Origin of the sequence: uncultured Salinisphaera sp., assembly GCF_964012375.1 — a bacterium.
Lineage (GTDB): Bacteria > Pseudomonadota > Gammaproteobacteria > Nevskiales > Salinisphaeraceae > Salinisphaera.
Window position 1 is genome coordinate 1 of sequence record NZ_CAXGSH010000181.1, and the last position, 2262, is coordinate 2262.

General features: G+C 57.6%; 3 protein-coding genes and 1 pseudogene. 3 read left to right on the top strand and 1 reads right to left on the bottom strand.

All coding sequences use genetic code 11. From position 1 onward, the window contains the following. A pseudogene (locus tag ABNU97_RS17670) lies at positions 1–360 on the bottom strand (apolipoprotein N-acyltransferase); the annotation flags it as partial. A 115-nt stretch (positions 361–475) separates the two neighbouring features. Between ABNU97_RS17670 and ABNU97_RS17675 the strand changes: the two are divergent. The 3 genes from ABNU97_RS17675 to ABNU97_RS17685 all read left to right on the top strand — a co-directional run. Beyond that, positions 476–883: a helix-turn-helix domain-containing protein gene (locus ABNU97_RS17675; protein ID WP_209064974.1), complete on the top strand. Its 408-nt coding sequence runs from the start codon at positions 476–478 to the stop codon at positions 881–883. Between the two features lie 700 nt (positions 884–1583). Beyond that, entirely contained in the window at positions 1584–1985 is a 402-nt protein-coding gene (gene merR, locus ABNU97_RS17680) for an Hg(II)-responsive transcriptional regulator (protein WP_209064976.1), read from the top strand. 88 nt (positions 1986–2073) lie between these two features. After that, positions 2074–2262, top strand: a 189-nt coding sequence (locus tag ABNU97_RS17685; RefSeq protein ID WP_348767978.1) for a mercuric transporter MerT family protein, incomplete at its 3' end; no start/stop codon positions are given.

The window sequence follows — 2262 nt, forward strand, 5'->3', positions numbered from 1 at the left end:
CATCCGGGCGGATAAGGTGCGCACGAGAAATACCACTGACCACGGGAACAAGGCCAAGAGGGCTACAAAGCCTACCGTGACGAGCAGGGCTGCTACGGGTCCGCTGCCATAGCGATTGATGCTGATAAACACCCATGAAACGCCTACACCGAAGTAACCCAACCCGAAGAAGTAGCTTGCCCACAGCGCAGCACGTTTTGGTAGACGCACGGCCAACAGGAATAGAACCGCCGGCGACAGCACGGCCAGCCAATACCAACCTAACGGCGCGAAAGCGAGCGGCAAAACGCCGCCAGCGAGCAACGCCAGACCATAGACCACGAGCATGATTGGGAGTGCTGAGACGTTGCGCGCCGACATGCGGTTGATCGAAGCTCGGTTGCACACAGGATATTCCTACGCTTTAGTTGCGAGCGTGCTGCAACAGCCACACACTAAGTCCTCGAGCTACTAGAGCTTCAAGCGCGAGAAGGTTATGAGGCAATCCGATCTACGGATTGGCGATCTCGCCCGACACACGGGCGTAGGTGTAGCCACGATTCGTTACTATGGCGACGTAGGCCTGCTACCGGAAGCAGGCCGTAGCGAGGGCGGCCAGCGCCACTACCGCCCTTCACATGTCGAACGGCTCATGTTCATCAAGCACTGCCGGGAACTGGGCTTCAGCCAAGACAATGTACGCATGCTGCTGACGCAAGCCGATCAGAGTGATGCCTCCTGTGAAGACGTCGCTCGACTCGCTAAAGAGCATCTCGAAGCCGTGCGTAAGAAGCTTACGGCCTTGCAGGCGTTGGAAATGTCGTTGGAGGATATGATTCATGCCTGCCGCGGTGGTCGAATCCAGAATTGCCGCATCATCGAAGCTTTAGCGGCCAATGAATAACGTTACCGATAGGCTGCGGGCGCGCGTCGCTGCTTAACGTACGATTTTCCCGTTTCGTGTTTTGACCCAAACAAAGTCGATGAACGGCGGAAAAGACAATCACGTTTTCATCAGATCGATTCTTTTCTAGTTTGTATTGTCGCTCGGCGACTTGGGTGGAGCCGTTCTTTTGCACAGAGGCGCCGCCGGTACGGCGCAGGCGCTAACCTACATCCGGCAGAGTGGCACTCGGCGGCGTTTCTCGGCGGCCGATAAAAGCGTCTCAAGACGTTTTTCAAGCACTCTCTACCGGGGCACGTCGGTTAGGGAACTCGGAATAGCTAATCGCGCGAGGCCGGCTATCGACCTAAAGTGGACCATCCCAGTCAGCGATCGGCACCCACGCCAAGCCTTTCAAAAATGACTTGACGGGCAGTCGTATCAGGCACCCTTAATTCGATGTGGTTTGATGCCCAGCGAAACAGGTGCTCGGCGGCGACGCTCGACAGGATTTGCTCATTCAGTGGATACAGTCGCCAATGGTTCAAACCGTATCGGTCACCCACTACAGGCAAGCATGAGCCTCCACCAAGATTTACCAGCACCGACTCGGCCCGGTTTGAACTTGCACCGCCCGCGACTGGATAGGCGCTGGTGACGGCGCATCGAGTATGTCTTGTTGCTACCGTATTTACGCGTGGCAAATTGAACCTGAAACGACATGGCTGAGACTGGACTAACGATCGGAAAACTCGCGGCGGCCGCCGGCGTAAATCTGCAAACTGTGCGCTATTACCAGCGACGCGGATTGATCGATCAGCCGCCCAAACCGTCCACTGGCTACCGTCGCTATCCGCGCGCGACCGTTGACCGCATTCGTTTCATCAAGCGCGCGCAGGGCTTGGGGTTCAGCCTTGACGAAATCGGCGACTTGCTGATTTTGGGTGACGGTCATTGCGATGACGTACGCCGCGTTGCGGAAAATCAGCGCGCGCTGGTGGCAGCCCGCATCGCCGATCTGGCCGCAATGCAAGACACGCTGGATGGGCTGATCGATCGCTGCCGGAACGCGCAAGTGTCCAATCATTGTCCGCTGATCGAGACGCTGTCCCGCCGCGACTGAAATAACTCAGCCAGCCCTTGACACGGTACCTGAGTACCGCGTTTAAGCTGCGCTTCGTCCGATTATCGAACCGGCACGGAGCCTTTTCATGAACGACCCCACGACCGCGACCGGTCGCACCACCTGGGCCCAGATCGGCGCCGTACTCGCCGCGGTCGGGGCTTCCCTGTGCTGTGTAGCGCCGGTGTTGTTGATATCGATTGGTGTCGGCGGCGCTTGGATGAGTTCGCTCACTGCACTGGAACCGTATCGGCCGATATTCGTCGTCATTACGCTG